This window comes from Francisella sp. SYW-2 (genome assembly GCF_008711475.1).
Lineage (GTDB): Bacteria > Pseudomonadota > Gammaproteobacteria > Francisellales > Francisellaceae > Francisella > Francisella salimarina.
This window is the reverse complement of record NZ_VXKO01000014.1, coordinates 30,835-47,703: the sequence shown is the minus strand read 5'-3', so window position 1 is coordinate 47,703 and position 16,869 is coordinate 30,835. Positions and strand designations below refer to the sequence as shown.

Below are 16,869 nucleotides of genomic sequence, written 5' to 3'. Positions count from 1 at the left end.
GACTAGACATGATTGTAAATGCTATTCAAAAAATTGGATTTTATAGCAATGATTTCTCCTTGTGTCTCAAAATATTCAATAAAACTACTAAGGAACTTAAAATATGAAAAAATTATCGTGTACAGAGTATAATTTCTTATAAAACTTTAGTTCTATTTAGTATATCTTTATAGTTACATGTTTATTGCTTAGTTGTTGAGTATTTATTATATATTTTATAAAGAGGGTCTAATGTTAGTAACTAAATACCAAAAAATCGTTATAACTTTGATAGTTTTGACAGGTGTGTGCTCTGGCTTTGATATTGGAGTGATATCAGGAACATTACCGGTTATTAAAGATGAGCTATCTCTTAATCTTACGCAGCTATCTGAGATAGCTGGTATTGTGTTTTTTGGAGCTTTGCTATCAAAGCTAATATCAGGACCATTAATGGATATCTTTAGTAGAAAAAATATTTTGGCTTTTGGGGCGTTTCTATTTACAGTATCAATGATATTGATGATGGTATCTAATACTTATACAACTTTGATGCTATCAAGACTTCTACAGGGGGTGTCGATTGGGTTCTTGTTGACGGTAATTCCTGTTTATATTTCTGAAACTAGTGTAGCTAAGTTTAGAGGTAGGGTGATGGCTATATTTCAATTATCATTAGTTTCTGGAATTTTTTTGGCTAACTTTTTTGCAAGCTTATTTGTGGCAAGCTTTGGTTGGAGATTGATATTTGCTTGCGCTATCCCTTTTTCAATTTTACTTTTCATCATTAGCTTAATAGCACCATTTTCACCATCTTGGTTAATTTTAAAGGGTAGAAATGAACAGGCACTAACTATTAGTGAGCAATTAGCTCTCAAAGTTCAGCATTCATTAACCGAAAAAAATAAAACAGGTTTTGTTGAGTTTATTAAAATTGTTATCAAACAAAAATACTATTTATCTGTAATACTGATTAGTTTAATGGCGGTTTTAAATGGCTTTGTTGGTATTAATGTCTTTATAAGTTATGGTCCTACTATGTTTGGTCAACTCAGTAGTTGTAGTAATTGTGATGCTACTTATTATGGTACAGCAATGACATTAGTCAATCTTATAGCTACTGTATTTGGCTTATTCCTTGTCGATGTTATTGGTCGAAGAAAACTTATTATTAGTGGGTTATTAATTTCATTTGTATCTATATTTACAATGATCTTTTGTATAACAGCTGGTTATAATAATTTAGGTCTTCTGATGTTGATTATAGTTGTATTCGGAGGAGCTGTAGGTCCTGGAGTGTGTATATGGTTGGTATTATCAGAAGTTTTACCTGTACATATACGTGGTATAGGGATATCTGTAGCTCTTGTTTCAAAAGCATTAATAGAAAGTATGTTTATCTCGAGATTCTTGGATCTTACTCATAATTATGGTTATGCCCCTGTATTATATTTCATGGGAGCTTGTATTGTTGCATTTATATTTATTGTGTATAAGTTTTTGCCAGAAATGACAAATAAAGAGCTTATTTAAGATGTGCCACTAAATCATCAAGCTTATAGCTTGCGATATCTTTTTGTTTCGCATGATGCTCTTCTAAGAGTGCAAAGTCTGCATCAGCATAAGCACATAGATCGCCTTTTTCATTGAAAATATCAACTTTAATCCACACAGTAGTACGACCTTTACGAATTACGGTGGTTTTGAAAATATGTGCTACTTTACTATAGGTTGGTTTTAAGTATTTGATATTTAAGTTGCGGGTCATACAAAATGACTTACTAATACTTAAAACATGTTTGCCAAGAATATCATCGCATATAAGTGCGATAATACCACCATGAATAACATTGTCCCAGCCAACATGATTTGGCAGACATTTGAACTTTGTATACATATTTTCTCCGATATGATACAAAGGTAACCTCACACCAAGAGGATTCTTGGCTATGTCACTAAAGCAAGTAAAACTCCATGGAAAATCAATTGGTTTATAATTATCTAAATTTATCATTTTAGTTTAACCTATTGGATATTTAGTTATTTTTATATTAATGTTTAGGATTATTAGCTGCTAACAAGCTTCAATAATACCAGCTGCACCCATACCAGTACCAATACACATCGTAATCATAGCATATTTTTTACCAGTACGTTGTAGTCCATGTAACGCTTTGACAGTTAGTACAGTACCAGTTGCACCAAGAGGATGTCCTAAGGCAATAGCTCCACCACAAGGATTAACTTTATTCTTATCAAGTTTCAAATCATTAATAACAGCTAGTGACTGAGCTGCAAAAGCTTCATTTAGCTCAATCCAGTCAATGTTATCGATATCTAAACCAGTTTGTTTAAGCACTTTTGGTATAGCTTTGATTGGGCCAATACCCATAATGCGTGGATCAACACCAGCTACAGCAAACCCCAGAAACTTACCTAAAGGTTTTAGGTTGTGCTCTTTTAGGTATTTTTCACTAACTAAAATTACAGCTGCAGCACCATCTGATACCTGTGAGCTATTGCCAGCAGTCACAGATCCACCATTTGCAAAAGCAGGTTTTAGTTTAGCTAATGCTTCTAGTGAAGTATCTTTTCTAGCGCCTTCATCTTCAGTTATAGTTTGTTTGTGATTAATGATCTCACCAGTAGCTTCATCTGGTTTATTGTGATCAACATCTATAGGTAATATTTCATCTTTGAAATAACCGTTTTCAATAGCTTTGATTGCTTTTTGATGACTCCCAAGAGCAAAAGCATCTTGATCTTGTCGTGATACATTCCAATCTTTAGCAACCATCTCAGCAGTGATACCCATACCATAAGCTATGGCAACATTTTCATCTTTAGCAAAGATTTCTTTACTAAAAGACATTTTGTTACCACCAAAAGGAATCATACTCATACTTTCAACACCAGCACCGATAGCAACGTCGATATTACCTTGAGCAATCTCATTTGCTGCAATAGCAATTGACTGTAATCCAGAGCTACAATAGCGATTGATTGTAAAAGCAGGAACACTATTGGGTAGTCCTGCCAAAAGAGATGATATTCTTGCGACATTCAAGCCTTGTTCAGCTTCAGGCATCGCACAACCGACAACTATATCTTCTATATCATTAGGATTAATATTAGCTTTAGCGACAGTTTTTCTAAGTACATCGGCCAATAATTCATCAGGACGTTTTTTTGCAAAACCACCTTTTTTACCTTTTGTAACAGCAGAGCGTTTTGCAGCGACTATATATACGTTTTCACTCATGTCAATTACTCCTTAATTTCTTAGTGGTTTGCCAGTTTCTAGCATATATTTCATTCTAGCTTCTGTCTTCTCAGATATCGCAAGTTCTTTGAAGTTTATTAGCTCTCTTTCTAGTAGCCAATCTTCAGAAACCTCGGTATCTTTTTCTATTGGTCCACCACACATAGTATCTGCTAAATTTACTGCAATCTTATAATCATGTTCAGATATTTGATTACCATCACGCATATTTACTAATAAAGCTTTGATTGTAGCGATACCAGTTTCACCAAATACAGGGACTTTTTGTTTCAGAGGTGGTTGATAACCGGTTAGAGCCATAAGTTGAGCTTTTTTAATTGCTACAAGTAGGATCTCCTTAGTATTCATTACGATTATGTCATCATCACGCAAAAAGCCCATTTCTTTGGCTTCATAAGCACTTTTTGCAACTTGAGCAAGAGCAAGGTTTTTATAGCGATTTTCAAAGTCTTTCCAGTGATCTTGAGCTTGAGATGCTCTAATAGCCATTTCTTTTGAGCCGCCCCAACTAGGGATAATTCCCACAGCAGCTTCAACAAGGCCAATATAACTTTCATACGCAGCAACAGCAGCATCACTATGCAAGATAGTTTCACAACCACCACCAAAAGCAAAGCCTTTGACAGCTGCGACAACAGGTATTTTGCAATAGCGTAATTTTTTGCTGATAATACTATGCCCTTTACGGATTACCTCTTCGATAGCAGCTTCGCCATTCATAGCAAATTTGATACCAAATTCCTCTAAGTTAGCACCTACCGAAAATACATCTTGCTCTTGCCAAATAACAAGACCATCAAGATTTTCTTCAACATAGTTGATAGACTCGGATATACCATCTAAAACATCATCGCCAATAGCACACATTTTGCTCTTAAATGAGAGTATTCCTATATTGTTATAGTCATTAATTTGCCATAGTTTGACACCATCATTTTCATACAGTGTTTGTGTTGCTAAAGTACTAGTATGTTCAACTATATTATCAGCGAATAGTTGACGCTTATAAACATCTAGGTTATCACGAGATATTAGAGTTTTATCCCTAAAGCTAAACTCTTTATTATTTTGATAAACACCGATATCAAGAGTATCAACCCAGTTAGGTAGAGTATTTGTTGATAATGCTTTACCAGTTGAAACGTCATCCTTTAACCAATTAGCTACTTTGTGCCAACCAGCAAGTTGCCATATCTCGAAAATACCTTGTTTCCAACCAAATCCCCAACGAATTGCTAAATCCATATCTTTAGGGAAGTTTGATATATCTCCAACTAGATGAGCAGCATACAGAAACATTTCTCTAAAAGTTGCCCACAAGAATTGAGCTTGGGGATTATCGCTATTACGCAGACCTTCCAGTTTTTTGCTCCAATCTCTCTCAGCTAGTATATCTAAGACTTCTTTATCAGCTTTTTTATCAGAAGGGCGATATTCTTTAGTACCTAAGTCAAGTACTTTGATACCGTCAGACTCTTTGATATATAAGCCTTTTTTAGTCTTTTGACCAAGTGAACCTGAGTTAATTAGACTTTGAATCCAGTTGGGTGTGTTGTATAGTTTTTGCCAACCATCTTCGAGATTATCTTTCATAGTTTCAACAACATGAGATAACACATCTAATCCAACCAAATCAGCAGTTCTATAAGTAGCACTTTTTGCTCGCCCTAATTTTTTGCCAGTTAGTTCATCCACAATTTCTAAAGGGATATTCATCTGCTCTGTATAGTAGCAAGTGACTAGCATTGAAAAGACACCTAATCTATTAGCGATAAAATTTGGTGTATCTTTTGCGCGAATTATACTTTTACCAAGTTTTTCAACTAAGAATGTTTCTAGTTTATCCAAGATTTCAGAATTAGTATCTGCATGAGGAATTAGCTCAACTAAAGGCATATAGCGCGGTGGGTTAAAAAAGTGTACACCACAAAAATTAACTTTGAGATTCTCTGGTAATACCTCAGCTAATTTTGTGATACTCAAGCCAGAAGTGTTTGATGCTAAAATTGCATTTTCTTTGATGTGAGCAGAGATTTTAGAGTAAAGACTCTCTTTGATATCTATACGTTCGGCTACTGCTTCTATGATTAAGTCACAATCTGCTAAAAGTTCAAGATTATCCTCATAATTTGCAGGAGTAATGTATTTGATAGAATCTTTTGAACCAAAAGGCGCTGGGTTAAGTTTAGTAAGTTTTGCTAGAGAATCTTCAACAATAGCATTAGCGCTACCTTGTTGAGATTTTAAATCAAATAAAACAACAGGAAATCTAGCATTTGCAAAATGCGCGGCAATTTGAGCTCCCATAGTTCCAGCACCAAGAACTGCAATTTTATCAATAGCTTTACGCTGTGATTTATTTTCTACAGGTTCTAACTTATTTGCTATAGTGCTACTTGAGGTATTGCTACTTTCTCCAGCTGGGAGATATTCTTCGCCAAAAACTTTAAGATAACCTCGCATAGCATCTTCTTTTGACATACCTTTAATTGCATCCCAAGCCATCCACTTAGCTCGTTCAACCATTTTCAGTGCAGAAGGTTTTTTAGTATTATTATCACCTTCTTTTACTTGTTTATAAAAAGCATAGAGCTTTAACTTTTGACTATTATCAGGTTTGAAATCAATAGTTGCATCACGAACAGCCATTAACATTTCTTCAAATTTTTTCTCTAACTCTGTCATATTTTCCTCCCGATGTTGCTTTATACATCGTTTTTAGATTCCGTTCTTTAAACGAAATGACATTGGTACATATTATTTTTCGCTATTTTTTTGCCATTCTGGGTGAGCATTTTTAGGTCCTAAAGCATAATCGTCAAACTCATCTGTTTGAATTATATTATTAACCTTTGTAAGCATCTCATTAGCAATATCTGCCTCTTGTTGAGAGATTATTTTATTCTCTAAAGCTATTTCAATAGAGTCTTGCCAGCTTGCTTTTGGTAGCTTAGAAGTTTTGATAGCATCAATAATTTTTTTCTTAATAGGTTGTGTAGTTAGTGATGCAAGATAAGCATTCTCAACTCTACCAATTGGATCATTATCATCATTTGGTATATAGCACTTATCTTTCATCCATTGTCTTGTATCGCTATTGCTCACTAATGATTTACAAATTTGTGCTTCAAGCTTGTCAGATGGTCTTCTGAATTTTTTACCGTAAGGAAAAACAAAAAGTTTCATCTTGGTAGCAAATATTCTATTTGGGAAATTTCTAAATAAGTCTAACATCGCTTGTTGAGCTTGGTATAGACAGTGCTGAATACTCCAATCAACATAGATATCATCACTTTGAGGTTCGCCTGTGTCCTTATAGTATTTCAACACAGCTACAGCCATATATAGATAACTCATGATATCTCCCAAGCGAGCGGATAATCTTTCTTTACGTTTTAGGCCTGCACCTAATACTGTTATTGAAATATCATTAACATAAGAATAAGCAGTACTCATATGTGAGATATAACGATAGTAACGCTTAAATTTAGAAGGATAGCTAGGAGCTGTAAAGCCTCCACTTAAACCATACCAAAGAGTACGTGAGCCATTTAGAGCCATGTATTTAAAATGACCTTTGAAATTGTCTGTAAATTGTTTTTCATCCTCATTCATTAGGCTTTCTATCTCGTTACGAATATATGGGTGACATTTCATCGCACCTTGACCAAAAATCATTAGATTTCGAGTCATAATGTTGGCACCTTCAACTGTTATGCCAATAGGAGTTGCCATATATGGAATAGCTAGATAGTTATTTGGACCCATAATGATTGCTCGACCACCATGGATATCCATAGCATTGTTGATAGTTGTACGTCCCATCTCAGTTAGATGATATTTTGCAATTGCAGATGATACAGATGGTCGCAAACCACTATCAACAGCAGAAACTGTGAATTGACGAGTAGCATTGGCAATATAGGCAAGCCCTGCAGTTTCAGCTAGTTTTTCTTGAACTCCTTCAAATTGAGCAATAGGAACTTTGAACTGTTCACGCACACTTGCATAAGCTGCTGTCATTACAGCTGACATTAATGTGTTGGCTGTACCACATGCTGGCAATGAAATAGCTCTACCTATAGATAAGCACTCAACTAGCATTCGCCAACCCTCACCAGCCATTTTTTGTCCGCCGATTATCCAGTCAATTGGGATAAAGACATCTTTAGCTTTGATATAGCCATTCATAAAAGCTTGACCTAGAGGAAAGCCACGTCTACCAATTTCTAAACCTTTGTGATTATATGGTAGTAGGGCGCATGTTATACCTTCATTACCTGTTTCACCAAGTAAGCCATCAGGATCTTGTAGTTGAAAAGCTAAACCAACTAGAGTGGCAATAGGAGCTAATGTAATATAACGTTTGTTGATATTTTTTAGTTTGATACCTAAAGTTTTTTTGCCATTGAACTCTTCATGGCAGACAACACCATAGTCAGGTAATGAAGTCGCATCAGATCCTGCTGTTGGTCCTGTTAAAGCAAAACATGGTATCTCTTGACCAGAGGCTAATCTAGGTAGATAGTGATCTTTTTGCTCATCTGTACCATAGTGAACTAGAAGTTCACCAGGCCCGAGTGAATTAGGTACCATTACAGTGATTGCTGCAGTGACACTTTTGGTTGCTAGTTTCATAACCACTTCTGAGTGAGCCGCTGCTGAGAAGCCTTTACCACCGTATTGTTTGCTAATAACTAAACCTAAAAAGCCTTTTTCACGCATGTATTTCCATGCTTCAACACTTAGATCTTTGTCTTGATAATTAATCTTCCAATCATCAATTAGCCTGCATAACTCGGTTGTTTCATTATCTAAAAATGATTTCTCTTCAGCTGTTAGTTCAAATTTCTTTAAACTATGTAACTTATTAAAATCAGGTTTCCCTTGAAATATATCTTGTTCAAACCAGTTATCACCAGCATTTAGGGCAGTTTGTTCAGTTTGAGAAATACTAGGAGTAGCCTTTTTTGCAATATTATAAATTTTGTTGAACATCTTTAGCTCCTTAAGCAAAAAGCTGTTTAGTTATTTATTTTCATATTTTTCAGCATATTCTTTTTGTAATGCATTTACATCTATTTTTCCAACAGTATTTTTAGGTAACTCATCTATGAAAATTATTTTTCTAGGTAATTTATAATGAGCTAATTTAGTTTCACAGTATTTAAAAATTTCTCTTTCAGTAAGTTTTTTGTCATTTTTTAGTACAACAAAAGCAACTGGCATTTCACCTGTTTCGTTAGAGTGCCCTTTGATAACTGCTGCATCCTTAATCTCTTCTTTTTCAGTTAATACTAATTCAACTTCTTTAGGAAAAACATTAAAGCCTGAGACGATAATCATGTGTTTAATGCGTCCTGATATTACTAGGCGACCTTGCTCGTCAAGATAGCCCATATCCCCAGTCTTAAGCCAACCATCCTCAGTGAAGTGCTCTCTATTAATCTCTGGAAGACTCCAGAATCCCGGTGACTTTTGTGGGCCTGCTACCCATATCTCTCCTGTTTCACCTTGTGGTAACTCATTACCTTTATCATCATAAATTTTGATATCAGTATTTGGTAATGGAAATCCGACACTACCACTGAAATCTTCCTCAAGTAAAGAGTTTACAGTTACAACAGGCGACATTTCTGATAGCCCATATCCCTCTTTAATATTTACATCTGTGATTTTTTTCCATTCTTTAGCTACAGCTTCAGAAGTTGGCATGCCACCACTTATTGAGAGCTTGAAATTAGGGAACTTACTTTGTCTAAATTTTTTATTGTTTAATAGAGCAATATAAAGAGTATTTACAGCAAATATAGTTGAGAAATTACTTTTTCTCATTTCAGCAACTAAGCTTTTGATATCTTTAGGGTTAGGTATAAGTATTTGAAAGGCTCCAGAACAGTAAAAAAGAAATAGATTAGCAGTTAAGCTAAATATATGATAAATCGGTAGGGCAGTTAAGACAATTTGTTCACTGAGCTCGATATCAAACCCTTCTGTCCAAGCTTTTACTTGATAGATATTTGCAACAATATTTCTATGTAGAAGTATTGTGCCTTTAGGTGTACCTGTTGTACCACTAGAGTATTGAAGTGCGGCTATATCATCAGACTTTAATTCAATATTTGTATAGTCTGGAGTGTAGTCTGATTTTAGAGCATCTGTAAATGTATCAAACTTATCTTTTGAATATTTATCTTTCATACCTTTGATATATTTTACTACAAAGGAGATTATTTGTTTTTTTGGAGTAGGATAAAGATCAGCAATATCTGTAACCATTTTATATTTTAAGTCTTCACATTCATCAGCTATAGCTTCGACATTATGCGCAAGTCCAGATAATACAATTACTCCTTTAGCTTTTGAATCTTGTAGGATTCCTTTGACTTCTCTACTTGTATAGAGTGGGTTTATATTTACAAGAGCACAACCAAGTTTTACCAAAGCGAAAATAACAATTGGGAACTGTAATAAATTAGGCAGCATAATGGCAATATGGTCGGCTTTTTGTAATTTCCATTTGTTTTGTAAGAATCCTGCGAATTTATCAGAATAGCTGTTAATCTCGTCAAAAGTTAGTTTTTCACCGTGACAGCTAAGGGCATTTTTATTGTTGAAGCTTTTAGTAGCTTTTTCAAGCATATCTTTTAGAGTAATATTAGGGATATCTATATTCAGAGGAACCTTGTCGGGATAGTTTTTTGTCCATGGCTTAGTGATCATAAAGACCTCCTGATATCTTATAATTTGGTTGTTTTATTACCTTTATACTATTCTTGCACTCCAATGTATTTCTTATAAATTAATATAATTTATAGTTAAATATTATATGTTATTTAAGCGTATTTATATAATAATCATTCTTAATCGATTATTTTTATGATTTATACACCAATGTAATTTATAATAATGATAACGTTAATTGAATCACTATTTTTATGAAAATTTATCATAATCCAAAATGTTCAAAATCACGTCAAGCAAAGCAAGTTTTGGATCAAAACAGTATCAATTATGATACTCATTTATATTTAGATAATCCTTTGACAGTAAAAGAGATCGAAGAATTATTAGCAAAATTGAAACTTTCTATAACAGATATCATTCGTACTAAAGAAGCTATTTGGAAAGAGAACTTTAAAGATGGTGAATTCACCAATGATGAGCTCATACAAATAGTAGCTAGCAATCCTAAGTTATTAGAGCGACCGATTATTGAACACAATGGCTTTGCTGTAGTGGCAAGGTCTGACGAGAAAATACAAGAAATATTAAATACGTACTAGTTTTGTGTTAGTATTTGAAAGATGAAATTCTATCAATAGGAGATTTTTTTATGCATAAAATATTTTATACATTCACAGATGAGGCGCCAGCTTTAGCGACAGGTTCATTTTTACCAATAGTTGAGAGCTTTACTAAAGTTGCTGATATCGAGTTAGAAACAAAAGATATATCTTTAGCAGCGCGTATATTAGCTAACTTCAATGATTGTCTTACAGACGAGCAAAAGTGCTCTGATAATCTAGCAATACTTGGGGAGCTAGCGAAAACTCCAGATGCTAACATTATCAAGCTTCCTAATATTAGTGCATCAATCCCTCAACTTACTGCAGCTATCAAAGAACTTCAGTCAAAAGGCTACAAAATTCCAGACTATCCATTTGAGCCAAAAGATGACAAAGAGCAAGAAATTAAAGCTCGCTATGCAAAAGTCTTAGGTAGTGCGGTAAACCCTGTCTTAAGAGAAGGTAACTCGGATCGTAGAGTTGCAGATGCAGTTAAAAAGTACGCTGAAAAACATCCACACTCTATGGGTGCATGGACAAAAGATTCTAAATCTCATGTTGCTAGTATGGCAGATAATGATTTTTATGCTAATGAGAAATCTTATATTGTGCCAAAAGCAACTAAGGTTAAGATAGTCCATACAGATACTAAAGGTACTCAAACACTACTTAAAGATAATCTTGCTTTAGAAGAAAAAGAAATCATTGATGCTACTAAGATTTCAGTAAAAGCACTAAGAGAGTTCTACAAAACTGAAATTGCTAAAGCTAAAAAGGAAGGTACACTATTATCACTTCATCTAAAAGCTACAATGATGAAGGTTTCTGATCCAATATTATTTGGTCACGCAGTAGAGATTTTCTTTGAAGATGTTTTCAAAAAGTATGCTAAAGAATTTAAAGAGCTTGGTGTGAATCCTCGCAATGGTTGGGGTGATGCAGTAGAAAAGATTAAGCAACTGCCTCAAGATGTTCAAGATAAAATCAATGCTGATATTGAAAAGGTATTTGCTAAGCAACCAGATATTGCGATGGTTAACTCTGATAAAGGTATCACAAACCTTAATGTGCCAAGTGATGTAATTATTGATGCCTCTATGCCTGCAGCTATTCGCTCATCTGGTCAAATGTGGAACAAAGATGGTAAGCTTCAAGATATGAAGGCTATGATTCCTGATAGATGTTATGCAGGTGTATATGCTGCAACTATCGATTTCTGTAAAGAAAATGGTGCTTTTGATGTGACTACTATGGGCGATGTTTCTAATGTTGGTCTAATGGCAAAAAAAGCAGAAGAGTATGGTTCTCATGATAAGACATTTGAGATTCAAGCAGATGGTAAAGTTGAAGTTATTGATGCAGAAGGCAATGTTATATTTGAGCATAGTGTTGAGAAAGGCGATATTTGGAGAGCGTGCCAAACTAAAGATATTGCTGTTAAAGACTGGGTTAAATTAGCTGTTAATAGAGCTAGAATTACTCAAAATCCTGCGATTTTCTGGTTAGATTCAAAAAGAGCGCATGATAGAAATTTAATTGCTAAAGTTAATGAATATAAAATGTTGCATGATACTACTGGTCTAGATATCCAAATTTTAGCGCCGATAGAAGCTACAAAATACTCTTTAAAGAGAATGAAAGAAGGCAAGAATACAATTTCAGTAACTGGTAACGTTTTGAGAGATTACTTGACAGATTTATTCCCTATCTTAGAGCTTGGTACTTCTGCTAAGATGCTTTCTATTGTGCCTCTTTTAGCTGGTGGTGGATTATTTGAAACTGGAGCTGGTGGTTCTGCACCTAAGCACGTTGAGCAACTTATTGAAGAAAATCATTTAAGATGGGATTCTTTAGGAGAGTTTTTGGCGTTAGGAGCTTCATTAGAAGACCTAGCAATCAAAACTAGAGATCCTAAAATCAAGGTATTAGCAGAAGCATTATCTCAAGCAAACCAAGATTTCTTGGATAATGATAAATCACCAAAGCGTAAGGTAGGTGAGTTAGATACGAGAGGAAGTCATTTTTATTTGGCTTATTATTGGGTCAAAGCTTTGGCTGAGCAAACTGGTAATGCTGAAATCAAAGCTAAATTTGAACCAATTTATGCAGAGCTAAAAGCTAATGAAGATAAAATTGTCAAAGAGCTTAACGACGCTCAAGGTAAAAAAGTAGATGTTGGTGGTTATTACTTTATGGATAGTGATAAGCTAGCAAAAGTAATGAGACCAAGCAAAACTTTAAACTCAATTTTAGCTAAGCTATAGTCCTTTATTAAGTCAATTATTTCTTATTCATGCTATAATTCTTTACTAAGAATATGCAATTTCTACCATAAAATTATGAAATTTAAAACGCTACTATCATTATCAGAGCTTTTTTGGAATATTTTTAAAGATATATTAGTTTTATTATTTTTGGCTATTTTTGTATTTGTAAGTAGAGTCGTGATGATTTTTCTGAGATTAATTAATAAGATTCTAAAAATTACTGGTATAAAAAAGCGTCTAATGCAGTAGCATGAATACAAATAAAACTTTATTTAATGATTATCTTAATCAGATACCTACCAAACTTCGTGGCAAATTTATTTCAGCCATTAATAACAACAAGTTACCAAGACAGCAGCTACTGACTGATTTACAGCTTTTAGCGGAGCAAACTAGCCAAAAGGTCTTGCCTAAGATAACCTACCCGGATCTTCCTGTTGCTGAGAAAGTCAATGATATAAAAAAGCTTATACAGGATAGTCAAGTTATCGTTGTAGCAGGAGAGACAGGTTCTGGTAAGTCAACTCAGCTGCCTAAGATATGTCTTGATTTAGGGCTAGGCAAACGCGGATTAATTGGACATACTCAGCCGAGAAGACTCGCAGCTAGATCGATTGCTACTAGAGTAGCTACTGAGATTGGTGATCAATCAAAAGTATCTTTTAAAATACGCTTTTCAGATCAAACTTCTGAAAATACTTTAATCAAAGTGATGACAGATGGTGTGCTGCTATCTGAAATCAAGAATGATAGATTTTTATCACAATATGAGGTTATCATTATTGATGAGGCTCATGAAAGAAGTTTAAATATTGACTTTCTACTTGGCTGTATAAAAAAGATATTACCATATAGACCTGATTTAAAAGTAATCATTACCTCAGCAACTATAGATCATCAGAAGTTTATAGATTATTTTCAAAATGCTAAAGATATTACAATTAGTGGTAGAACATACCCTGTTGAAATCCGTTATCAAAATGATGAGGATTTTGAGGAGTTTTCATTACAAGAAAGAATATTGTATGCTCTTGATGAACTTGGCAGGGGAGATGTTTTAGTCTTTTTGCCTACAGAAAGAGATATCCATGAAACATTAGCATATTTAAATAAACAAGATCTTAGATTTACAGAAGTTTTACCTTTGTTTTCGAGATTATCAAATAAAGATCAAAACAAAATATTCAACCCAGAAGGCTCTGTACGTAGGGTTATTTTAGCAACTAATGTTGCAGAAACATCTCTAACAGTGCCGCGCATAAAGTATGTTATAGACTCAGGTTTAGCGCGAATAAGTAGATACAGCTATCGCACTAAGGTACAACGCCTACCGATAGAGAAAATATCTCAAGCAAGCGCTAATCAAAGAGCTGGTCGCTGTGGTAGATTATCAGCAGGTGTTTGCATACGTTTATATAGTGAGGAAGATTTTAATAATCGTAAAGAATATACTGATCCTGAGATTTTACGTACTAATTTAGAGTCTGTTATTTTGCAGATGTTGTTTTTAAAATTAGGAAGTATTCAAGATTTTCCATTTATAGATTTACCTGATTCAAGATTTGTTAAAGATGGCTTTAAGCTCTTGTTTGAATTACGAGCTATCTCCGAGCTTAATTATTCAAAGCCTAAAATTACTGATGATGGTATCAAAATGGCAATTATGCCTTTAGATCCTAAGTTGGCAAAAATAATTATAGAAGGTTATAGACAAAATACACTCAGAGAGATTGTCTCAATTGTTAGCTTTTTAAGTGTACAGGACCCGCGTGAGAGACCTTTGAATTTTCAGCAAAAAGCTGATGAAAAACATGCTATTGATAAAGATAAATCTTCTGATTTTATAGCGATTTTAAATTTGGCAAATAGACTGAATTCTGATTTAAAGAGTTTATCTAATCGAGAAAAAAAAGAATATTTTAAAAAGAATTTTATTTCACCGGTTAGGTTTAATGAGTGGAATGATATTTATCGACAAATTGTTGAAGTTGTTCATCAGTTTAAATGGAAATTATCGTCAAATGAAAAGCTTAATTATGAAAACCTACACAAAGCCATAGCCAGTGGATTTTTGAGTAACATCGGATTTAATTATGAAAATGTTGAATATCTAGGAGCTAGGGGGCTTAAGTTTTTTATATTCCCTGGGTCTTCTCAGTTTAAAGTAAAGCCAAAGTGGTTACTTTCATCGGAAATAGTTGAAACTACCAAGACATACGCTCGGAATGTTGCAAAAATAGAGCCTGAATGGTTAGAGGATTTAGCTGAGCATCTTATCAAAAAGCATTATGACGAGCCTATTTGGAGCAAAAAGCGTAGAGCTGTTGTAGTTAATGAAAGAGTAACTCTTTATGGCTTAGAGATAGTTTCAAAAAGATCTGTGCAATACGCTAAGATAAATCCTCAAGAGGCTAGAGAAATATTCATTCGAGAAGCTCTTGTAAATGGTGATTTTGATTCTAAAGCGTATTTTTATCAGCAAAATCTCAAGCTTATAAATCAAGTTGAAGAGCTCGAAAACAAATCACGCCGAAAAGATATTTTGGTTGATGAAGAGGTAATGTTTGCACATTATGATAGCTTTATCCCAGATGATGTTTGTAGTGGTGCAACATTTGACAAATGGTTAAAGTGGGTCACAAAAGAGCGGCAAAAAGGCTTTATCTTTGATATGGAAAGTCTAATGCAGCATGATGCTAAAGAAATTACGCAACAGAAGTTTCCAGATGTTTTGACTGTTGGAGATATGCATTTGCCATTAGAATATCACTTTGACCCATTGGATGAGAGGGATGGTGTAACAGTTACTGTACCAATAGTTTTTATCAATGATATAAACCCTACTGTTTTAGAGTGGGGAGTCTATGGTTTTTTGTATGACAAGATTGTCGCTTTGTTACGTGCTTTACCAAAAAATATTCGCAAAAATTGTGTGCCAGTGCCAACTTATGCTCAAGCTATATTTGAATCAATAGATTTTGATAAGGATAGGTACTCTCCTTTGAAGTCTGTTATTGCTAAACATATTACGCGAATAGTGGGTTTTGTGGTAGATGAGACAGTGTGGCAGGATGAGGAGTTGGAGAAACATCTCGTGCTGAATGTAAAAGTTGTTGATGAGCAAGGTAAAACACTAGCAGTTGGTAAGGATATTCATATATTAAAGCAAAAGCTTAAAAACCTTGTAGCTAAACCAAGCCAAGAAGTTGATGAGATGGTTTATTATGATTGGGATTTTGCAGATATTGCCATGACTAGTCAAATCAAAGAGTACGGTATAACGGTCAAAGCCTATAATTGTCTGGAGGAGTATAAAGATGGTGTGAAGCTATCTTATAAGGCAACATTTGATGAAGCCAGACTATGTATGCAAAAGTCTTTGAAAAAATTAATTAAACTACGCTTACAGAATCAGTTATCAAAAAATATCAAAAGTAATGACCTAACAAGCTTATCAATGTCATTGAAACTAAGTGGCTCAAAAGATAGTGTGATTGATAAAGCTATAGATTTGAGTTTTTTTGATAATATTGAATTGCCATATACTAAAGTAGATTTTGAAAACTTCTATACTTTAGGAATGCAAAAAGTTGCTTCAAATAAAATCAAAGTTGAAGCATTGCTTTTAGAAATAACAAAGTTTAAATCGCAGCTTGAAAAAAAGCTTAATGTTAAAAAAATAACACTTAATTTTATCGAACTTTTTACAGATGTTAGAAATGAGCTTAATGAGCTTTTTACAGATGATTATATGTCTCAATCTGTAGAGTTTTTACAGAGGTATAAATACTATCTCCAAGCTTTGGAGAATAGGTTAGAAAAAGCTAAATTAAATCTCCAAAGAGATCGAGGATATCAAATAGAAGTTGATGAACTAAGATCTAAATTAGCTAAAAAAATAACAGCTAATCATATTGATAAAAGTGAGTTTGTTGTTGTGAAAATTTATAATTTAATACAAGAGTTATGGATATCATGGTATTTGCAAAATGTTAAGACCATCGAATCAGTATCATATAAGAAAATTTTAGCTTACATAAATGAGATATAG

10 protein-coding genes are annotated in these 16,869 nt (G+C 34.0%); 5 read left to right on the top strand and 5 right to left on the bottom strand.

The window, feature by feature from the left end; translation table 11 throughout:
• The first annotated feature begins 231 nt into the window (after nt 1-231).
• Nucleotides 232-1,512: an MFS transporter gene (locus tag F3D57_RS05860; protein WP_150465551.1), complete on the top strand. Its 1,281-nt coding sequence runs from the start codon at nt 232-234 to the stop codon at nt 1,510-1,512.
• Here the strand turns inward: F3D57_RS05860 and F3D57_RS05855 are convergent.
• From F3D57_RS05855 to F3D57_RS05835, 5 genes are all read right to left on the bottom strand, one after another.
• Entirely contained in the window at nt 1,505-1,993 is a 489-nt protein-coding gene (locus F3D57_RS05855) for a PaaI family thioesterase (RefSeq protein WP_088821582.1), read from the bottom strand. The genes F3D57_RS05860 and F3D57_RS05855 overlap by 8 nt on opposite strands.
• A gap of 60 nt (nt 1,994-2,053) precedes the next feature.
• Nucleotides 2,054-3,241, bottom strand: coding sequence for an acetyl-CoA C-acyltransferase (locus F3D57_RS05850; RefSeq protein WP_150465550.1), 1,188 nt, complete (start codon nt 3,239-3,241; stop codon nt 2,054-2,056).
• A 12-nt stretch (nt 3,242-3,253) separates the two neighbouring features.
• Nucleotides 3,254-5,947 carry an acyl-CoA-binding protein gene (locus F3D57_RS05845; RefSeq protein WP_150465549.1) on the bottom strand — a complete coding sequence of 898 codons (2,694 nt, stop codon included), beginning with the start codon at nt 5,945-5,947 and terminating at the stop codon, nt 3,254-3,256.
• A 72-nt stretch (nt 5,948-6,019) separates the two neighbouring features.
• Nucleotides 6,020-8,260, bottom strand: a complete 2,241-nt coding sequence (locus tag F3D57_RS05840) for an acyl-CoA dehydrogenase (protein WP_150465548.1) — start codon at nt 8,258-8,260, stop codon at nt 6,020-6,022.
• Between the two features lie 30 nt (nt 8,261-8,290).
• Nucleotides 8,291-9,985, bottom strand: coding sequence for a long-chain-fatty-acid--CoA ligase (locus tag F3D57_RS05835; protein WP_150465547.1), 1,695 nt, complete (start codon nt 9,983-9,985; stop codon nt 8,291-8,293).
• Between the two features lie 215 nt (nt 9,986-10,200).
• Here F3D57_RS05835 and F3D57_RS05830 point away from each other — a divergent pair, with 215 nt between their 5' ends.
• The 4 genes from F3D57_RS05830 (at nt 10,201) to hrpA (ending at nt 16,869) form a co-directional block, all read left to right on the top strand.
• On the top strand, nt 10,201-10,548 hold the full coding sequence (locus tag F3D57_RS05830) for an arsenate reductase family protein (RefSeq protein WP_150465546.1): 348 nt from the start codon (nt 10,201-10,203) through the stop codon (nt 10,546-10,548).
• 50 nt (nt 10,549-10,598) lie between these two features.
• Nucleotides 10,599-12,815 carry an NADP-dependent isocitrate dehydrogenase gene (locus tag F3D57_RS05825; RefSeq protein ID WP_150465545.1) on the top strand — a complete coding sequence of 739 codons (2,217 nt, stop codon included), beginning with the start codon at nt 10,599-10,601 and terminating at the stop codon, nt 12,813-12,815.
• Nucleotides 12,816-12,890: 75 nt separating this feature from the next.
• Nucleotides 12,891-13,067 (top strand): hypothetical protein, encoded by a 177-nt coding sequence (locus F3D57_RS10235; protein WP_030005731.1) that lies wholly within the window; start codon nt 12,891-12,893, stop codon nt 13,065-13,067.
• A gap of 1 nt (nt 13,068) precedes the next feature.
• The gene (gene hrpA, locus F3D57_RS05820; protein WP_150465544.1) at nt 13,069-16,869 is read left to right on the top strand and encodes an ATP-dependent RNA helicase HrpA; all 3,801 of its coding nucleotides are present in this window, start codon (nt 13,069-13,071) and stop codon (nt 16,867-16,869) included.

What these genes read in the sequence shown, in the direction of transcription:
- F3D57_RS05860 (WP_150465551.1), top strand. Translation starts at nt 232, where the DNA reads ATGTTAGTAACTAAATACCAAAAAATCGTTATAACTTTGATAGTTTTG.
- F3D57_RS05855 (WP_088821582.1), bottom strand. Translation starts at nt 1,993, where the DNA reads ATGATAAATTTAGATAATTATAAACCAATTGATTTTCCATGGAGTTTT.
- F3D57_RS05850 (WP_150465550.1), bottom strand. Translation starts at nt 3,241, where the DNA reads ATGAGTGAAAACGTATATATAGTCGCTGCAAAACGCTCTGCTGTTACA.
- F3D57_RS05845 (WP_150465549.1), bottom strand. Translation starts at nt 5,947, where the DNA reads ATGACAGAGTTAGAGAAAAAATTTGAAGAAATGTTAATGGCTGTTCGT.
- F3D57_RS05840 (WP_150465548.1), bottom strand. Translation starts at nt 8,260, where the DNA reads ATGTTCAACAAAATTTATAATATTGCAAAAAAGGCTACTCCTAGTATT.
- F3D57_RS05835 (WP_150465547.1), bottom strand. Translation starts at nt 9,985, where the DNA reads ATGATCACTAAGCCATGGACAAAAAACTATCCCGACAAGGTTCCTCTG.
- F3D57_RS05830 (WP_150465546.1), top strand. Translation starts at nt 10,201, where the DNA reads ATGAAAATTTATCATAATCCAAAATGTTCAAAATCACGTCAAGCAAAG.
- F3D57_RS05825 (WP_150465545.1), top strand. Translation starts at nt 10,599, where the DNA reads ATGCATAAAATATTTTATACATTCACAGATGAGGCGCCAGCTTTAGCG.
- F3D57_RS10235 (WP_030005731.1), top strand. Translation starts at nt 12,891, where the DNA reads ATGAAATTTAAAACGCTACTATCATTATCAGAGCTTTTTTGGAATATT.
- hrpA (WP_150465544.1), top strand. Translation starts at nt 13,069, where the DNA reads ATGAATACAAATAAAACTTTATTTAATGATTATCTTAATCAGATACCT.